The 16,604-nt window shown below is 67.6% G+C and carries 13 protein-coding genes; 5 read left to right on the top strand and 8 right to left on the bottom strand.

Translation table 11 applies throughout. From position 1 onward, the window contains the following. Positions 1 to 182 precede the first annotated feature (182 nt). Positions 183 to 1,478, top strand: a complete 1,296-nt coding sequence (locus ACYVDK_RS05815) for an O-acetylhomoserine aminocarboxypropyltransferase/cysteine synthase family protein (protein WP_460519291.1) — start codon at positions 183 to 185, stop codon at positions 1,476 to 1,478. After that, the gene (locus ACYVDK_RS05810) at positions 1,475 to 2,056 is read left to right on the top strand and encodes a CoA-binding protein (protein WP_460519288.1); all 582 of its coding nucleotides are present in this window, start codon (positions 1,475 to 1,477) and stop codon (positions 2,054 to 2,056) included. The genes ACYVDK_RS05815 and ACYVDK_RS05810 overlap by 4 nt, the downstream gene beginning before the upstream one ends. Positions 2,057 to 2,137: 81 nt before the next feature. On the opposite strand, the gene ACYVDK_RS05805 is transcribed toward ACYVDK_RS05810, so the two are convergent. Then, positions 2,138 to 2,533, bottom strand: a complete 396-nt coding sequence (locus tag ACYVDK_RS05805) for a hypothetical protein (protein ID WP_460519285.1) — start codon at positions 2,531 to 2,533, stop codon at positions 2,138 to 2,140. 31 nt (positions 2,534 to 2,564) lie between these two features. Then, entirely contained in the window at positions 2,565 to 3,176 is a 612-nt protein-coding gene (locus tag ACYVDK_RS05800; RefSeq protein ID WP_460519282.1) for a class I SAM-dependent methyltransferase, read from the bottom strand. A 467-nt stretch (positions 3,177 to 3,643) separates the two neighbouring features. On the opposite strand from ACYVDK_RS05800, the gene ACYVDK_RS05795 reads away from it, so the two are divergent. From ACYVDK_RS05795 to ACYVDK_RS05785, 3 genes are all read left to right on the top strand, one after another. Then, complete coding sequence (locus ACYVDK_RS05795) at positions 3,644 to 7,066, top strand: AfsR/SARP family transcriptional regulator (RefSeq protein WP_460519279.1); 3,423 nt, start codon at positions 3,644 to 3,646, stop codon at positions 7,064 to 7,066. A 193-nt stretch (positions 7,067 to 7,259) separates the two neighbouring features. After that, on the top strand, positions 7,260 to 8,825 hold the full coding sequence (locus ACYVDK_RS05790; protein ID WP_460519276.1) for an ABC transporter substrate-binding protein: 1,566 nt from the start codon (positions 7,260 to 7,262) through the stop codon (positions 8,823 to 8,825). Positions 8,826 to 8,931: 106 nt separating this feature from the next. Then, positions 8,932 to 11,268, top strand: coding sequence for an arylsulfatase (locus ACYVDK_RS05785; RefSeq protein WP_460519273.1), 2,337 nt, complete (start codon positions 8,932 to 8,934; stop codon positions 11,266 to 11,268). On the opposite strand, the gene ACYVDK_RS05780 is transcribed toward ACYVDK_RS05785, so the two are convergent. The 6 genes from ACYVDK_RS05780 to ACYVDK_RS05755 form a co-directional block, all read right to left on the bottom strand. Then, positions 11,230 to 12,978 carry a PH domain-containing protein gene (locus tag ACYVDK_RS05780; RefSeq protein ID WP_460519270.1) on the bottom strand — a complete coding sequence of 583 codons (1,749 nt, stop codon included), beginning with the start codon at positions 12,976 to 12,978 and terminating at the stop codon, positions 11,230 to 11,232. The genes ACYVDK_RS05785 and ACYVDK_RS05780 overlap by 39 nt on opposite strands. Next, entirely contained in the window at positions 12,975 to 13,520 is a 546-nt protein-coding gene (locus ACYVDK_RS05775) for a PH domain-containing protein (protein ID WP_460519267.1), read from the bottom strand. Before ACYVDK_RS05775 ends, ACYVDK_RS05780 begins: the two co-directional genes overlap by 4 nt. Before the next feature lie 23 nt (positions 13,521 to 13,543). Further along, positions 13,544 to 14,380: an ABC transporter permease gene (locus ACYVDK_RS05770; protein WP_460519264.1), complete on the bottom strand. Its 837-nt coding sequence runs from the start codon at positions 14,378 to 14,380 to the stop codon at positions 13,544 to 13,546. After that, positions 14,377 to 15,417: an ATP-binding cassette domain-containing protein gene (locus ACYVDK_RS05765; protein WP_460519261.1), complete on the bottom strand. Its 1,041-nt coding sequence runs from the start codon at positions 15,415 to 15,417 to the stop codon at positions 14,377 to 14,379. Before ACYVDK_RS05765 ends, ACYVDK_RS05770 begins: the two co-directional genes overlap by 4 nt. A 262-nt stretch (positions 15,418 to 15,679) precedes the next feature. Continuing rightward, positions 15,680 to 16,234: a Clp protease N-terminal domain-containing protein gene (locus ACYVDK_RS05760; RefSeq protein ID WP_460519258.1), complete on the bottom strand. Its 555-nt coding sequence runs from the start codon at positions 16,232 to 16,234 to the stop codon at positions 15,680 to 15,682. Further along, a complete protein-coding gene (locus ACYVDK_RS05755) occupies positions 16,224 to 16,478 on the bottom strand; it encodes a hypothetical protein (protein ID WP_460519255.1) in 255 nt (84 codons plus the stop codon). Before ACYVDK_RS05755 ends, ACYVDK_RS05760 begins: the two co-directional genes overlap by 11 nt. Positions 16,479 to 16,604: the final 126 nt, after the last annotated feature.

Here is a 16,604-nt window from a genome sequence, read left to right as displayed (position 1 = left end):
TTGGGCCCCGGCGCCGGAGGCTCCGGACGCCGCGCAGCGGCGGTTGGCGGGACGCCAGGGAACGAAACCAGCCGCATTGACGCTGGTTTCGACAGGCTCAACCAGCGGGAGCGGGACATTCCGGTTGACGCCGTGTTACGGCCGGGCGCACCGGGCGCGTGACGCTCCGTTACGGTAGCGGGGTGGCAGACCGCGAATTCGGCTTTCGCACACGTGCGATCCATGCCGGCAACATCCCCGACCCCGTGACCGGCGCCCGCGCGCTCCCCATCTACCAGACGACGGCGTTCGTGTTCGACGACGCGGCGGACGCCGCCGCACGCTTCGCGCTGCAGAAGTACGGCAACATATACTCGCGCCTGAACAACCCGACCGTCGCCTCGTTCGAGGAGCGCATCGCGAGCCTCGAAGGCGGCCTGGGCGCGGTGGCGACGGCATCCGGTCTGAGCGCGCAGTACATCACGTTCGCGAGCCTCGCCGGCGCCGGTGACCACATCGTCGCGTCTTCGAGCCTGTACGGAGGGTCGGTCACGCAGCTCGACGTGACGCTGCGCCGGTTCGGTGTCGAGACCACCTTCGTCGACAGCGACGACCCGGCCGACTACGCGGCCGCCATCACGGACAAGACCAAGCTCGTGTTCGTCGAGACCATCGCGAATCCGTCGGGCGCCATCGCCGACCTCGAGGCGATCGCCGAGGTCGCACACGCCGCAGGCGTGCCGTTCGTTGTCGACTCGACCATCGCGACCCCGTTCCTGAACCGGCCGATCGAGTGGGGTGCCGACATCGTCACGCACTCGGCGACCAAGTTTCTCGGCGGGCACGGCACCACGCTCGGGGGCGTCGTCGTCGAGTCCGGCCGGTTCGACTGGCACAACCCGCGCTTCCCGCTGTTCAGCGAGCCCGTGCACACCTACGGCAATCTGCAGTGGAACGGCAACTTCGGCGAGTACGCCTTTCTCACCAGGCTGCGCGCCGAGCAGCTGCGCGACATCGGGCCGGCACTGGATCCGTTCGCCGCTTTCCTGCTCGCGCAGGGCGTTGAGACGCTTCCGTTGCGCATGCGTGCGCACATCGCGGGCGCTCGTGCCGTCGCCGAGTGGCTGGATGCCGATCCGCGCATCGAGCACGTGTACTGGGCGGGCCTCGAATCGCATCCGCATCACGAGCGTGCGAAGAAGTATCTGCCGGAGGGCCCCGGCAGCGTGTTCAGCTTCGTCGTCAAGGGCGGCCGCGAGGTCGGGCAGGGCTTCATCGAGTCGGTCGACCTCGCCAGCCACCTGGCGAACATCGGCGACGCGAAGACGCTGGTCATCCATCCCGCGTCCACGACGCATGCCCAGTTGACCGAGCAGCAGCTGCACGACGCGGGCGTGCTGCCGGGCCTTGTGCGCATCAGCGTCGGCATCGAAGACCCCGACGACATCATCTACGATCTGGACCAGGCGCTCACCAGGGCGCTGGAGGGTAAGCGATGAGCACTGCGACGGACGAGAGCACCACGGTCACGCAACTTCCGAACGGCTTGAGTTGCGAGTTGCCGGCCGATTCGCCTCTCGCGCGGTTGCTGCGATCGCAGCGCACCTGGGTCGGGCCGGACGCGAAGCAGCGCCTGGGCATCCTGCAGCGGGCGAAGTCGGTGGCGATCGTCGGCGCGTCGTCGAACCCATCGCGCGCCAGCTACTTCGTCGGCACCTACCTGCTGCAGTCCAGCGACTACCGGGTGTACTTCGTGAACCCGAACGCGGACACCATCCTCGGCCAGCCGGTGTACAAATCGCTCGCCGACCTTCCCGAAGTGCCCGACATCGTGGATGTCTTCCGCAAGCCCTCCGACATCCCCTCCGTGATCGACGAGGTCGTCGCGGTCGGCTCCCCCACCGTATGGGTGCAGTTGGGCATCTGGAACGAGGATGCCGCCCGCTACGGCGAGGAGAAGGGCCTCACGGTAGTCATGGACAGGTGCATCAAGATCGAGCACGCCCGCTTCAACGGCAACCTCTACCTGTTCGGTTTCGATACCGGCGTCATCTCTGCCCGTAAGACGGCGCGCTGACGCGCACCTCGCGCTCGCAAGACGGCACGCCGACGCGCACCTCGCGCTCGCAAGACGGCACGCCGACGCGCCATCGCCGGGCTAACCCCAGGGTGGCTCGACCGGCGCGGCAGGGTCGACGGTGCGCAGGGTGCGCGGCATCGGAAACGGCACGGTGTACTCGAGCAGCGGAATGTCGATGGCACCCCAGTCGTCGCGTTTGACCCGGATCTGATCCGACGAGACCTCGGTGATGCGCACGCGCAACCAGCGGCCGTCGTCGAGCAGCAGCTCGTACGGGTCGGCGAGGTAACCGATTCCGAGCTCCTCCAACGCCTCTTCGGCGGTCAGCCAGTCGACGGCATCCGTGCGCTCACGGCCCAGCAGGTCGACCACCACGAAGTCGCCTTCGCCGTCGTCGCCCCGTGCAGGACGAATCCAGCCCACGAGCTCGCGGTCGTGGCGGCGGTGTTCGATCCAGTCGGCGGGAACGGGCATCCGTCGACCCTATGGCCTTTCCGCCCGTTCGTCATCCATGGCGTGCTGACCGCGCCGCTGCGACGATATGGAACACATGCCAGTGCTTCGGACCGGCGAACGAGGCGCCGTCACGGTCGTCCTCCTGCAGCAGGAGCACGTCGAGCCCGTCGAGCAAGCTGTCGACATCGGCGCGATCGTGAGTGTTGACATCCGGCCAGGTCGCGAAATCGTCATGCGGCCCGAAGACCTCGCCGGCGAAGAGGCCACCGGGGCGCAGCGACGAACGGATGCCTGCCCACAGCCGCTCGAACACGTCGCCGGAGCAGAACGGCAGCGCGAATCCGGCGTACACGAGGTCCACGGGCGGGAGCTCCTCGCCCGCCAGCTCCTCGAAGGATGCCCGCCGCACCGTCAGCCGCTCGCGCTCGTTCTCCGGCACCCCCGCCGTGACCCGCTCGACAACGCCCGGATCCGCGTCGACCGCGAGCACGCGCCATCCGCTCGCCAGGAGCGCCCGCGACTCCATTCCATCGCCGCAGCCGAGGTCGATCGCGTCGCCTGTGGTTCGTCCGTGTGATTCGCGCCAGGCATCCATCGCGGCGGCGAACGTCGGGCGCAACGCGCGGCCGGTCTGTGCGGTGTAAAACTCGGACCAATCCATGGCCTCATCCTGGCCGCACCAAGCCCGCGCGTGGGCCGCACCCGGGCCGCACGGTGCGGTGCGGCAAATCGGAGACACGCCGTGGGGGCCGCGGCGACGGGGCCTCTTGCGGCCGCCCACCGGCGTGTCTCCGATTTGCGGCACGCGGTACTGGGTGCTCGGTACGCGGTACTCGGGCATTCGGGCACACGGCACATGGCACTCGGCACTCGGCACTCGGCACTCGGCACTCGGCACTCGGCACTCGGCACTCGGCACTCGGCACTCGGAACTCGGAACTCGGAACTCGGCACTCGGAACTCGGAACTCGGCACTCGGCACTCGGCACTCGGCACTCGGCACTCGGTGCGGCGTTGGCCCGACCAGGGCCCCAGCATTGCCGCTGCACCGATCGGGGACTCAGTCGGTTCGGCCCTGCAAACAAGCTCGCACGACACCCGCCTCGGTCGCCCTTAGACTGAATCGCAATGAGCCAGGCGAGCCGCACCGCCACCTGCCGGGTCGCCGTGCTCGGGCCCGTACTCGTGGAATCGGCCGCCGGAGACCCCGTGGAGCCCGGTGGCGCGACGGCGAAGGCGCTCGTCGTCTCACTGGCGCTCGCTCGCGGTGCGCTTTCGGTGCGCGGCATCGCCGACGATCTCTGGCAGGATGCCCCGCCGCGCAACGAGAAGGCAGCCCTGCAGACGCTCGTCTCCCGCGTGCGCTCCGTCGCCGTCGACGGGCTCATCGACTCCACGCCTGGCGGATACGCGCTCGGCTCGAGCGGTGACCCTCATCGGGATGACGAGTGTGCCGAGGGCGGCCAGCACCACCGGAGCGACCTGGCCGCGGCGACGCGGGCCGGGCACGATGCGCGGGCGGCGATCGAGCATGGCGACTGGCACGAAGCGGAGGCGCGGGCATCCGCCGGCCTGAAGCTGTGGCGGGGTGAACCGGGCGCCGACCTTGGCGAGAGCGAGCTCGCCGAGCGACTGGTCTCCGTCGCGGCCGCACTGCACCGCGAGCTGATGCTGCAGCGAGCGACGGCACGGGTGGAGGCCGGCGACGCCCGGGAGGCACTCGCCGACCTCGCGCGGCTGGCGGAAGCGGCGCCCCTGGACGAGACCGTCGAACTTCTGCGGTTGAGAGCCATCGCGGCGACCGGCCGCACGAACGACGCCATCCGTGAGTTCGGCGAATTCCGCGAGCGGCTGCGCGACGAGCTCGGCACCGACCCCTCGGCCGATCTCATCGCGTTCAACGCCGGGCTGCTCCGGGCGCAGCCCCCATCGCGCGGCCTCTCGATCGGCTTCGCGGCCCGTTCCGAACCGGCGTCGGGGGCCCAAACCACGACCGAGCCTGCGCGCACGCTGCGGGTCGGCATCCGTGTTCCGCCGAACGAGCTTGTGGGGCGCGATGACGACATCGCCGCCGTCGAGGAGCTGATGGCCTCCGCGCGACTGACGACGATTCTCGGCGCCGGCGGCCTCGGCAAGACCCGCCTCGCGCAGGCGCTGGCGGCCCGGGCGGCCGCCGGTGTCGAGGAGGAGCCTCGTTCCACCTCAGGCAGCGGTGCCATGCGGATGCCGGGCGTCGTCGTCGTCGAGCTGGCCAGCGTGCGCACCGGCGACGACGTTCCGCTCGCGTTGGCCTCCACGCTCGGCATCCGCGAGTTCACCGGCACGCGGCTCACGCTGAGCGATCCGGCAGTGCGGGTCGACGTGCGCGCCCGAATCCTCGGCGCGCTGGACGAGCGGCCCACACTGCTCGTGATGGACAACTGCGAGCACCTGATCGATGCGGCGGCAGAGTGGATCGCGGACATCCTCGCCTCGACGCGCGGCGTGCGAGTGCTCGCCACGAGTCGCTCGCCGCTCATGATCGCAGCCGAGCAGGTGTATCAACTGGAGCCGCTGCCAGCCATCGCCGAAGGTGACGCCGGTGCGCTGCCCGGCCCCGCCGTTGCGCTGTTCATCGAGCGGGCGCGGGCTGCGCGGCCGTCTGTCGTGCTTCCGACCGAGACCATCGAGCGTCTGTGCGCGAAGCTCGATGGCCTGCCGCTGGCGATCGAGCTGGCGGCGGCGCGCGTTCGCTCGATGTCGGTCGAAGAGATCGAGCGTCGCATCGGCAATCGATTCGCGCTGCTGCGCGGCGGCGACCGTGCAGCCCCGGAGCGCCACCGCACCTTGCTCGCTGTGATCGACTGGAGCTGGAACCTGCTACGCGGCTCCGAACAGCGCACCCTGCGAAGGCTGTCGATGTTCGTCGACGGCTTCTCAGCGGATGCCGCCGCCGCCGTCTGCGGATCGCCCGACGACGTGGAAGAAGACCTGGAAGGTCTCGTCAACCAGTCCCTGCTGTCCGCCGTGGAGAGTCCACACACCGGCCGCGTGCGCTATCGCATGCTGGAGACGGTTCGCGAGTTCGGCGACCAGCGCCTGCAGGAAGCGGGCGAGGTGGACGACGTGGCTGCGAGCATCCGCGCCTGGGCGGACGCGTTCGCGCTCGCCGTGCTCGACGCCACCTACGGTGCGGAGCAGGTGGCGACGTTCCACCGCGTCGAGGAGGAGCAGGACAACCTCGTCGCCGCGCTGCGCGACGCGATAGCCGTCGCCGACGCGCCGACCACGGCGGGCGTGTTCGCCGCGCTCGGTATGCACTGGACACTGCGGGGCGCACACAGCGAAGTGACTGGCCTCGCCCCTCAGGTGCTTCCGGTGTTGCGACGATATGAGCCCGACCAGAGTCACCGCGACGCCGCGATGGTCTCCCTCGGCATGATCGGGGCGACCTCCTTGATCTACGACGCACGGCAGGGCATCCGCTCCATCGTTCGATTGCGCAGACTGCACGCCAGAGGACCCGCACGCGACCCGCAGTTGAACGCGATGCTCAGCCTGCTCGTCGTCATGCCTGTGCTGTCCGACGCGATGGACGTGGTAAGGCAGCTGTGCACGAGTCACGACCCGGCAGTCGCCTCGTTCGGCCTGATCATCGAATCGCAGCTGATGGAGAACTCCGGCCGGACCGGCGAGGCCATCGCCGCGTGCGAGCAGGCGTACGAGAAGGCGCAGATCACGAAGGATGTCTGGACCCTCGGCATGGCCGCGCACAACCTTGCTCAGCTGCACAGCGAGCGAGGTGATTCGACCGAAGTGGTCGGCTGGGCGACAGTGGCGCGCTCGAACCTGGAGCGGCTGAACGCCGGAGAAGACCTGCGTCAGCTGGACTGGCTCGTCGCCGTCAACGATCTGGCCCTAGGGCGACATGAGGAGGCGCGTATCGTGTTCGATCAGCTCTCCCGCCTGCAGGGCGACCAGGACAGCTTCGATTGGAACGACCTCAAGGCGATCGGATTCGCCGGCCTGGCCGAGATCGCCGGGGCCGAGGGAAACCTCGAGCAGTCGCGCCGGCTGTACGGCGTGGCCGAGCGCACGTGGGGCGATCCGCCCGGCGGGTTCGCACCCTGGTACTACGGCGCGGCGGCCGGTTATCTGGTCGCGTCGGTGCGAATCGGCGCGCGCGACGATCCGCGCACCAGGCTCGTAGCGCGCCGCCTCCGCAGCCGTTTGCTACGCGACGACCGCGTGCGGCCCGGAATGATCGACCGGCCGATCACCGGCGTAGGGGTGATCGGCCTTGGGATGTGGCTGCTGGCGACCACCGGCGACGATCCCGATGCCAGCATGTGGCGCGCGAGCGGGCTCGAGCTGCTCGCGCTCGCTCGCGGCATCCATGCGCGACGCGACTTTCCGTCTCTGGATCCCGAGCGGTCGCTGGGCGACACCCGAAGCGCACATCCTGAACTCGACGTCGATGCGGTGACCGCACGTGTGGATGCCATGACGCTCGATGAACGCGCGGCTCGCGTCATCGAGGTCGTGCGTTCGTTGCGCCCGCTGTTCGTGTAGACGGCGCGATTCCGCTGGTTCGGGCGAGTTGCCTCCGCTCGCGATCCATGGCGCACTGTTGACGATCCACGCAACGCTTCTCTCCACCCGCGCATTAAGTCGCGACGCGTACCGACGGGTTCTTTCTACACCCGTAGCCTTTCACGCATCGCAGACGCGAGTTGGGGTCACTCTCGGCAGCCGCCTGCACTGAATGTCGCGCAACACAAGGGGGTATTTCGTGATCAAGAAGCAGTCCGTCGTTGTCGGTCTGACCATCGCGGCCGCGGCGAGCCTAGTGCTCAGCGGCTGCACGGGTGGTTCAGGCACGGCCCCCGCCAAGACGGCAGCATCCGCGGGAGCATTGAACATCGGCAACTTCGCCGATGTGACCAACTGGGATCCGTCGAAGGCCGACATCGGATTCGACGGGCCTTACCTCTCCGCCGTGTACGACGGGCTCGTCGCCATCAACGGCAAGGGCGAACCGACTCCCTCACTGGCCACGAGCTGGAACGTCGCCGCCGACGGTTTGACGGTCACGTTCCACCTCAGAGCCGGCGTGAAGTTCAGCGATGGCGAGTCCTTCGACGCGGCAGCAGCGGTCAAGAGCCTGGAGTACTTGAAGCGCGGCGCCAGGTCCGGCGAAGCCTACGTCAGCGTGAAGGACTTCCGCGCCGAGAACGCCGACACCGTGGTCGTCGACCTGACTCGACGTGACAGCACGATGCTTGCGCTCATGGCCATGGGGCGAAGCTGGATGATGGCGCCGAAGGCGATCGACGCCGGCACCCTCGCGAAGGACCCGATCGGGTCGGGGCCGTACACGCTGGACACGAAGGCCTCGCTGCCCGGGTCGAAGTACGTGTTCGACAAGGTGAAGGGGTACTGGGACGCGAAGCAGTTCCCCTTCGACACGCTGTCCATCCAGCCCATTCAAGATGCGACGGCTCGCGACAACGCGATGATGAGCGGGCAGATCAACGTCAACTACGGCGATGAGACCGCCGTCAAACAGGCTGCACAGCAGGACTGGAACGTTCAGAACAAGCCATCGCAGTGGGTCGGGCTGCAGTTCACGGACCATGCCGGAGCACAGCCGAATCCGTTCGCCAAAGTACAGGTGAGACAGGCCATGAACTACGCGTTCGACGGTGCCGCCATGCTGAAGACTGTCGGAAACGGCCTCGGAGCCGACTCCCATCAGGTGTTCCCGGTCGGCATGGGAATCAACGATTCGGCGCTCGACAAGAGCTACGTCGTGAACATCGCGAAAGCCAAGAAGCTGCTGGCCGACGCTGGGTATTCGAACGGTTTCAGTCTTCACATGCCCATGGCACAACCGTTCACCCCCTGGCAGGCTGCGGTCGACCAGGTCTTCAAGCAGCTCGGAATCGCACTGACCTGGGACAACATGCAGTACTCCGACTACATGAGCAAAGCACCCACGTACCCGGCCTTCATCGCGGTGCTGACCATGTACTCGAATCCTGTCCTCACCGTGGAACGCCCGGTCAACCGCCCCCAGTGGTTCAATCCGAACCCGCAGGTGGACAAGTTCCCCGAGCTGCAGAACCGGGTCGACACGGCGTTGGACGCCGCTCCGGGTGCTGCCCAGCAGTCCGCGATCAAGGCCGTGAACACGTGGCTGGTCGACAATGCATGGTTCGACGTCTGGTATCAGAACGACAACACCTACATTTCGACGAAGAACATCACCGTGACACCGGTGGTGGGAATGATGTTCCCGACGTTGCGTCAGATTCAACCGGCCGGTTAGTCGGACGTGTCCAGCGGGCCTCATGACGGCCCGGAATCACTGCACGATAACGAACTGCGCCGATATCGAATTGTGCCGATATCGAAACTGACGAGGAACGATGCTCATGGCTGAAGTGCACCAGGCCCGACCGATCGACGTGCGATCACGTGGCTACGAGGGTTTCCCTGGCAAGATCGCTACGCGCACATCGCAGTCGACCCCCTGGTGGCCGGCGCCGGACAGCGCGAGGCCCGGCGCTCCGAACGTGGTGGTCATCCTCGTCGACGACATGGGATTCAGCGATGTCTCCCCCTTCGGCGGCGAGATCGATACGCCGGCCGTGCAGGCGCTCGCGGACGAGGGCTACCGATTCACTTCATTCCACGCGACTACGTTGTGCTCGCCGTCGCGGGCGGCGCTGCTCACCGGAGCGAATCCGCACCGGGCCGGTTTCGGATTCGTTGCGCACGCCGACCCCGGGTATCCCGGCTATCGGATGCTCCTGCCCGACGACCTGCCGACTCTCGCCGAGTCGTTCCGCTCGAACGGCTACGCCACATTCATGGTCGGCAAGTGGCATCTCACGCTCGAATCACTCATGCACGACGGTGCCGACCGTTCGTCGTGGCCGGTGCAGCGTGGATTCGATCACTACTTCGGCAGCATGGATGGCTTCACCACCCTCTACCACCCGCATCGGATCGTTCGCGACAACACGGTCGTGACCGAGCAGTTCGGAGACGATGAATATCTCACCGATCGGCTCACCGACGAGGCGTTGAGCATGATCGACGCGCATCGCGCGAGCAGTGCCGAGAAGCCGTTCTTCCTCTACCTGGCCCATCACGGTGTACACGGACCGGTGCAAGCGAAGAAGACCGACATCGCGAAGTACAAGGGCGCCTACGACGCGGGGTGGGATGCCATCCGTCAGGCACGATTCGCGCGGCAGGGGGAAGACGGGCTCTTCCCTGACGGCACAAGGCTTTCGGCATCCGGCCCGGAACAGACCATGGGCGTTCAAGCGTGGGACGACCTGGATGACGGGCAGAAGAAGCTCTTCGCCAGGCACATGGAGGTCTACGCGGCCGCTGTCGACGCCATCGACCAATCCTTGGCGCGAGTGGTCGCTCATCTGAAGGAGTTGGGCGAGTACGAGAACACCATCTTCGTCTTCACAAGCGACAACGGGGGAACGGGAGAAGGCGGACTCGACGGCACGCGGAGCTACTTCAGCAGATTCGTCCAGGCTGCAGGACTTCCCGCCGACTGGGTGGCCGACGTGCCCCGCGACCCTGACGAAATCGGGGGCCCACGCGTTCACGGGCATTATCCGACCGGCTGGGCACACGTCTCGAACACGCCGTTCCGGCTCTACAAGGGCTCCGTGTACGAGGGTGGCGTGCACACACCGCTCATTGTTTCGTGGCCGGCCGGACTCTCTCGGCAACCGGACGACGACGGCGTCCGCCGGTCATTCGCCTACATCACCGACATCGCCCCGACCCTGCTCGAGCTCGCCGGGGCGAGTCGCCCAGGGCGTGTGCGAGGCGTCGCCACCGGAGAAGAAGACGGCGCAAGTTTCGCCTCAATGCTGCGTGACCCGTCCAGTACACCCGCGCGATCGGAACAGTATCTCGCCAACATCTCGCAGCGAGCGTTCTATTCAGGCCGATACAAGGCGGTTGCGCCCGTTCTGGGCGAACGTGACGATGATCTCGGCGACTGGCATCTCTACGATCTGGCAACAGACCCCGCAGAGACCATCGATCTCGCAGCGCAGCACCCGGACATTGTGGCGGAGTCGGCGGAGAAGTGGCGGCGTGCAGCCTGGCACAACACCGTGTTCCCGTCGGTCGATGATCCCTCGTTCTTCCGGCGACGCCCTTCGACTGACCTCGAGCAGTCGCGGCCGGTGCGCATCACGCCGGGGACACCCACGCTGGAGCGCTGGCGCAGCGCCCGGTTGACCGGGCTGCGCTCCTTCACAGTCGAAGCACTGGTGGATCACGGAATCGGCGATGGCGTCCTGTTCTCACACGGTGACCAGGGCGGCGGGTACGTCGTCTACGCCGAAGACGACCTGCTCCACCTGTCGTACAACGCGTACGGCGATATGCACCGGGTGAGCGCGCCCGTCAGCCCGATCGTCTCGCGGATCGTCGTCGACTTCGAGGCGCTCGCGGAATTCGCGTGGCGCATCACCGTCGACGTCGACGGTACCGGCACACTTGCGCTCGACCGCGTTCCGATGCTGATCGGCATGGCGCCGTTCACCGGCATCAGTGTGGGATTCGACGGTGGCGGTCCGGTGGACTGGGATCTGCACACGCGCCGGGGTACGTTTCCGCACTCGCGCTCGACGCTGCGCTCGGTGACGTACAGCCCAGGCACGATCGCGCCCTACAACGACGAAATGATCTCAGCCGTCGATGATGTGAGTGCGCGACTCATCGACTGACGCGGCCGCCCGCTGCCCGGAACGCGGAGTGCGCACCAGCACACCGTCTGCGATGCGCCACGCTTCCTCGACGGGTACGTCGGGGATCGAGTACCTGTGGCGGCCGGCGGCCGTCGTCGCGATCAGCGTCGCCAGCCCGGCCCGCCTCTGGAAGAACGAGCGGCGCACGGTGAAACCGATGATGCCTGCCGTGTCGAGCACGATGCGCTTGCGCGCCAGCGAGCCGTGCCGGGCGACGAGTCGGGTCGAAAGCAGAACGTGGCCGAGCCCCCGCCAGCGATCCTCGGCGATCAGCGCCGCAGCAGGCGCGAGACCCACGAAGACGAACCAGACCGGTGCGCTGACGTAGCCGAGCAGTTGGGCGAGGAGCGCCACGGCTGCGATCACCGCGACGCCGACGGCCGCGCGGGTGTACCGGCGCCGATGCGCGCGCACCCCGTGCTGCTCGAGTTCGCAGGTGAGCGGGTCCACTCCCCCGGTGGAAGTGTCAAGCACGGCGGCGGCCACGCGCATCCCGTCAGCCCGCGGACCGGCGGGTTCGACCACCACGAGTCCTGCGCGGTCCCGGCCGAGTCCTGTCATGATCGCGTGAACGGAGGCGCCGCCGACCGCCCGCAGTGACAGCGGTTCGTTCAGGCTGATGCCGCGCAGACGGCGCTCGTCAAGCGTGACCTGCCGCGTGCGGAGCAGGCCGTGACGCACGTGCAGCGTCGTGGCATCCGTTCGCCAGATCGCGAAGCCGCTGTACGAGAGCACGTAGCGCACGAGCGCGATGATGGAAGCCGCGACGACGAGCACGAACGCCGCACCGATCACGAGTTCGACAGGCGGGATGCGCCGTGCAGCGTCGATCCCGGCTCGCACCACCGGCAGCCGCACGAGCAGACCGCCATCGAAGAATTGCAGCTCGAGCGCGAAGAACGCGGCGGCGAACAGCGCGGCGACACCGGTGAGGGTGAAGGGCGCGAACCGCGCCCACGACCACTTCCAGCCGCTGAAGTTCACGTCGTCTCTCTGATCGAGACTGACGTCCGACTGGTCGAGGCCGTCATACCGCTGGTTGAGACCGCCATCTCGCTGGTTGAGACCGCCATCTCGCTGGTTGAGACCGCCATCTCGCTGGTTGAGACCGCCATCTCGCTGGTTGAGACCGCCATCTCGCTGGTTGAGACCGCCATCTCGCTGGTTGAGCTGGTCGAAACCGGCGTTGCCGGATCCCGCTTTCGACAAGCTCGAGGACCGGACTCGGGCGATCCCGGACGGCGCGCCCCGCAGCAGCTCCGCGCGAAGCGCAGACACGTCGACGGCCGCGATGCCGTCGAAGTCCAGCCCGTCCTGCCCGTGCGAGGCGCTGGTGCCGACCTTGACCACCGCGAGCCCGACGACGCGGTGCAACAGGGTGGCGTCGACGTCGACCGAGCGGATGCGCTCCCGCGGCACAGAAAGCATCCGCCGGTTCAGGAACCCGCGTCGCACCTGCACATGCGTCGGCGTGATGCGATAGCTGGTGGTGACCCAGCGCAGGATGCCGATCACGACTCCCAGCCCGGACAGCACGTACGTCCACCACGGCTCGCCCCCGACCGAACCGGCGACGACGGCGAGCAGCAGAATCGGGAGGTACCTGATGAGTTCCCGCACGGGATGCACCAGCAGCATGCGCGGGTTCAGGCGGCGCCACGGGATGGGGTCGGAGTCGGAGTCGCTCACGTCGCGTCCCCCGGCGTCTGCTGCGCGACCGCGGTAAGCGTGGCGATCACATCCCTGGCCACCGCGTCGTCGAGCGCGTGGATGCTGAGGGCCCCCGCCGAAGACGCCGTCGTGACGGTGACAGTGGTGAGCCCGTAGATGCGGTGCAGGAACCCTCTGCGGGAGTCGACGGTCTGCAGGCGGGCGATCGGGGCGACCCGGGTCTCCTGGGTCAGCCATCCGCTGCGCACGAACACGGCGTCGTCCGTGATCTCCCAGCGGTGCACCCGGTAGCGCCACCTCGGCATGATCGACACGTGCACGATCGCGACGACCGCGGTGACCGCTAGGCCGCCGAGGTGCAGGGGGCTCGTCCAGGCATCCGCGAACAGCATCCAGACGAGCTGGAGGCCCACGAAGACGCACCAGCCGACCACGGCGTTCCACGCCCAGAACGCGACGGCCCGCTGGCTCGGCCGGCCGGCCGGTTCGCGCACGAATCGCGCGATCCGGCCGACCGGCTCAGCGCCGCCGCTGGTCGAGTCTGTCGAAACCACCTGCACCCCCGGAGACTCCCGATTCCGTTCTACGCCTTGCGCATGTAGGCGCGCACGGTGAGCGGGGCGAAGATCGCGACGATGATGGCGGCGCCGAGCAGTGAGATCCACAGGTCGACGCCGACGGTGCCGTTGTTCGCCAGGTCGCGCACCGCTGTGACGAGGTGCGAGATGGGATTGACGTTCACGAACCACTGCAGCACCTGGGGAAGGCTCTTCACCGGCACGTAGGCGTTGGAGAGGAACGTCAGCGGGAACAGCACGAGCATCGAGATGCCCTGCACGCTGGATGCCGTGCGCGCGATCACGCCGAAGAAGGCGAAGATCCAGCTGATCGCCCAGGAGCAGGCGATGACCAGCAGGCCGGCGAGCACGACGCTGCCGAATCCGCCCGCCGGGTGGTAGCCGATCAGGTAGCCGACCACGAACGTGATCGTCGTCGCGATGGCGTAGCGCACGGTGTCTGCCAGCAATGCGCCGGACAACGGCGCGATGCGCGCGATCGGCAGCGAGCGGAACCGGTCGAACACGCCCTTGTCCATGTCTTCACGCAACTGAACGCCGGTGACGACCGAGGTGGTGATGACGGTCTGCACGAGGATGCCGGGAATCAGCAGCGGCAGATAGCTCTGCACGTTGCCGGCGATGGCTCCGCCGAACAGGTAGGCGAACATCAGCGTGAAGATGATCGGCTGCAGGGTCACATCGACCAGCTGCTCGGGAGTGCGGCGGATCTTCACCAGGCCCCGGTAGGCCATCGTGAACGTGTTGCGCAGCGTCTGAGACGGACCGGTGTGGTTCTTGAGGTTGCGTTCGGACGGGGGCGTGATGCGCTCCCGGGCCGGCGCGGTCGCGATGGCGCTCATGCGTTCACCTTCTCTTTCTCTGCGCCGTCGTCGTTCGACTCGGGTGCGTCGTTCTGGTCGGCCGCGTCATGGCCGGTGATGGTGAGGAAGACCTCGTCGAGGCTGGGCTTCGTGACGCTCATCTCGGTGAGATGGATGCCCGCCTCGCGCAAGGTGACGAGCAGGTCGGTCACGCGGTCGGCATCCGCCATGGGAGCGGTGATGCGCGCGGCCTCAGGCGACAGCGTTCCGCGCACGCCGAGCACGCGTTCGATCGCCGTGAGGGCGTCGGCCGTGTCGGCAGGGTCTTCGATGCGCAGCTGCAGCGACGAGGTGCCGACGGATGCCTTCAGCTCGTCGGCTGTGCCCTCCGCGACCACCCTGCCGCGGTCGATCACCGCGATGCGGTCGGCCAGCTGGTCGGCCTCGTCGAGCATCTGCGTGGTCAGCAGCACGGTCGAGCCGCTGGCGACCAGGCGCCGGATGGTGTCCCACATCTGAGCGCGCGTGCGCGGGTCGAGCCCCGTGGTCGGCTCATCGAGGAAGATCAGCGGCGGCTGGGCGATCAGGCTTGCAGCCAGGTCGAGACGGCGGCGCATGCCACCGGAGAACTTCTTCAGCGGGCGTTTGGCCGCCCCGGTAAGGCCGAACTCCTCGAGCAGCTCGGCTGCCTTCGTCTTGGACTCCTTGCGGCCGAGACCGAGCAGGCGGGAGAAGATGACGAGGTTCTCGGTGGCCGAGAGCGTCTCGTCGACCGAGGCGTACTGGCCGGTGACACCGATGAGCTGGCGCACGATCTGCGCCTCCTTCATCACATCGTGCCCGAAGACCGTCGCGCTGCCGGCGTCAGGCTTGAGCAGCGTGGCCAGCATGCTGATGGTGGTGGTCTTGCCCGCGCCGTTCGGGCCGAGCACGCCGTAGACCGTGCCGGGGCGAACGAGCAGGTCGACGCCGTCGACCGCGCGGTTGTCGCCGAACGTCTTGACGAGGCCGTGGGCCTCGATGGCCCAGTCGGCACTTGCGGTTCGGCGGCTGGAGTCATGCCGTTGTGCGTTCATGCGCCAGTCCTTTCTGTGGTGGTTGTGAGCGCCGAGCGGCGCGGTGAAGTCGTGATCCAGCATGCGAGGGGCCGCTTTCGCAGCGCTTACACCTCGCTTACAGGCGCTGTCGCGCGGCGTGCGCGAGGTGAAAGCGGAACGGATGCGGAACCCGATGGGCTGGCCATTGAAAGCTGGCGCGACAAATGCCGGCTCCGGTACGAAGTCGTCGATATCCGCTGACCGGGGGGTCAGACGGTCACTTCGGTCAGGGGTCAGACGGTCATTCGGGCCGGGAGTTTCGGCCCTGATGGCCGCCCTGATGGCCAGAGCGCGGCAGTTCGCTCTCCGCAGCCAAGCGTTCGCGTTCGACCCGCCCGATCAACTGGTCTCTGTCGATGCCCGCATATTCGAGAGCACGAGGTACGGTTCCGACATTCGCGGTGACGATGCCGTAGAGCACGTCGAGGTCGTAGGTGCGTCGTCGGCGCCCCCGGGCGCCGCTCGACTGGGAGCGTCGCAGCGCTTCACGTGTCGACGACGCCCACGCCGGGCGTTTGGTGTCGAGGGTGGCCACCAGAAGGTCGGCGGAGAGATCGTGGATGCCCACCACGGCGAGCGCCCGCGCCCGCTCCTCGTCGAGGGCGGCATCCAGACCAGCATGCGAGAGGCCCACGTCTGCGAGGATCGCCGCCGACGGGGTGTCCGCGAGCCGAGTGAGGGCGAGCAGCAGATGCTCCGGGCCCACCTCGGATGCCCCGCGCCGTGCGGCTTCCTCCAACGCGGTTGTCACGACGGGCCGTAGCGATTGCGGTACGCGGTCGATGTCAATGTCCACGACGCCTCCTCAGGTCGATATCGGCGTCGACGAGACGTCTCAGGTGCTTCTTGTGAACCGCCTGCCGGGTCACGCCGAGCGCCTCGGCGACCTGCCCCCAGCTCCAGCCGTCGCGCAACGCGTTCTCGACGGCGGCGTCTTCCAGCCGGTCCGCGAGGTCGCGCAGCGCGACGACGGCGGCGAGCCGGTCGGCCGCTCCGCCGACGGGCGATGGTATGCGTACGGGATTCACGTTAAGCAACATAAGTTGCTCATACGGCGATGTCAACCTGCGTTGCTTATTCCCAGCCGTGACTCAGCTGAGCAACCTCAGTTGCTCGGAACGGGATGCCGTGAGCGCGACCCTGTCCGCGGTACCGCCATCAGCGTC

It is taken from the genome of Humibacter antri (assembly GCF_054777235.1).
Note: the sequence above shows the minus strand (reverse complement) of the source record. Positions and strands in the feature narration are given on the sequence as shown.

Bases quoted from the DNA above. Each gene is read 5' to 3' on its own strand.
- ACYVDK_RS05810 (WP_460519288.1), top strand. From the start codon at position 1,475: ATGAGCACTGCGACGGACGAGAGCACCACGGTCACGCAACTTCCGAAC.
- ACYVDK_RS05805 (WP_460519285.1), bottom strand. From the start codon at position 2,533: ATGCCCGTTCCCGCCGACTGGATCGAACACCGCCGCCACGACCGCGAG.
- ACYVDK_RS05800 (WP_460519282.1), bottom strand. From the start codon at position 3,176: ATGGATTGGTCCGAGTTTTACACCGCACAGACCGGCCGCGCGTTGCGC.
- ACYVDK_RS05795 (WP_460519279.1), top strand. From the start codon at position 3,644: ATGAGCCAGGCGAGCCGCACCGCCACCTGCCGGGTCGCCGTGCTCGGG.
- ACYVDK_RS05790 (WP_460519276.1), top strand. From the start codon at position 7,260: ATGTCGCGCAACACAAGGGGGTATTTCGTGATCAAGAAGCAGTCCGTC.
- ACYVDK_RS05785 (WP_460519273.1), top strand. From the start codon at position 8,932: ATGGCTGAAGTGCACCAGGCCCGACCGATCGACGTGCGATCACGTGGC.
- ACYVDK_RS05770 (WP_460519264.1), bottom strand. From the start codon at position 14,380: ATGAGCGCCATCGCGACCGCGCCGGCCCGGGAGCGCATCACGCCCCCG.
- ACYVDK_RS05765 (WP_460519261.1), bottom strand. From the start codon at position 15,417: ATGAACGCACAACGGCATGACTCCAGCCGCCGAACCGCAAGTGCCGAC.
- ACYVDK_RS05755 (WP_460519255.1), bottom strand. From the start codon at position 16,478: ATGTTGCTTAACGTGAATCCCGTACGCATACCATCGCCCGTCGGCGGA.